The 1,191-nt window shown below is 68.3% G+C and carries 1 protein-coding gene; it reads right to left on the bottom strand.

Translation table 11 applies throughout. From position 1 onward, the window contains the following. Positions 1 to 1,191: non-ribosomal peptide synthetase (locus tag AVAK2825_RS24675; protein WP_284403120.1), on the bottom strand; the 1,191-nt coding region annotated here is incomplete at both ends.

The raw sequence follows: 1,191 nt of genomic DNA, 5'->3' as shown, positions 1-1,191 counted from the left end.
CCCGCCCAGTTCGAAGAAGCCGTCCCGGCGGCCCACGCGCTCCACGCCCAGCACCTCGGCCCAGATGCGCGCCAGCATCTCCTCCAGCTCGCCTTGCGGTGCCTCGTATTGCTGCACCCCGGCCATCTCCGGCTCCGGCAGCGCCTTGCGGTCCACCTTGCCGTTGACCGTTAGCGGCAGGGCATCGAGCACCACGAGGGCGGACGGCACCATGTAATCGGGCAGCACCTGACCCAACCGCTCCTTCAGCACCCCTTCCTCGACCGCATCGTTCAGCGAGACATACGCCACCAGCCTGGCCCCGCCCGCTCCTTGCCTGGCCAGCACCACGGCCTCTCGCACCTCGGGCTGGGCCAGCAGCTGCGACTGCACCTCGCCCAGCTCGATACGGAAGCCCCGGATCTTGACCTGCTGATCGGCTCGGCCCAGGTATTCGAGTTCGCCCTGTGCCGTCCAGCGCACCAGATCGCCTGTGCGGTACAGGCGTTCGCCGGTGTTCGTGAACGGATTGGCGATGAAGCGCTCCGCGCTCAGGCCTTGCCGGTTCAGGTAGCCCCGCGCCAGGCCTTCACCCGCCACGTACAACTCCCCGGCCACGCCCTGCGCCAGCAGGTTCAGGCTGCCATCGAGCACGTACAGGCCCAGGTCCGCAATCGCCACGCCCACAGGGCTGCGCCCGCCCTCCAGGTCCGCCTGCGTAATGGGCCGGTACGTCACATGCACCGTGGTCTCGGTGATGCCGTACATGTTGATGAGCCTGGGGCTCTGATCGCCGAAGCGCTCAAACCAGGGCCTCAGGCTCTCGGGCTCCAGTGCCTCGCCGCCGAAGACCACATGGCGCAGCGACAGGCCCGCACCGCCCTGCCCTTCATGCCCGTCCTGCTCCACCGCATGCACCAGTTGCCCAAACGCCGAGGGCGTTTGATTAAGCACTGTGACGCGCTCGGCTCGCAGCAACGCCAGGAAGTCCTGCGGCGAGCGGCTGACCCAGTACGGCACCACCACCAAGCGCCCGCCCGTGCACAGCGCCCCAAAGATCTCCCACACCGAGAAGTCGAAGGCGTAGGAGTGAAACAGCGTCCACACGTCGTCGGGCCCGAAGCCGAACCAGGCCTCGGTGGCATCCAGCAGCCGCGCCACGTTGCGGTGGCTCAGTTGGGCGCCCTTGGGGCGGCCTGTGGAGCCGGAGGT

Origin of the sequence: Acidovorax sp. SUPP2825, assembly GCF_030158995.1 — a bacterium.
Lineage (GTDB): Bacteria > Pseudomonadota > Gammaproteobacteria > Burkholderiales > Burkholderiaceae_C > Paracidovorax.
Note: the sequence above shows the minus strand (reverse complement) of the source record. Positions and strands in the feature narration are given on the sequence as shown.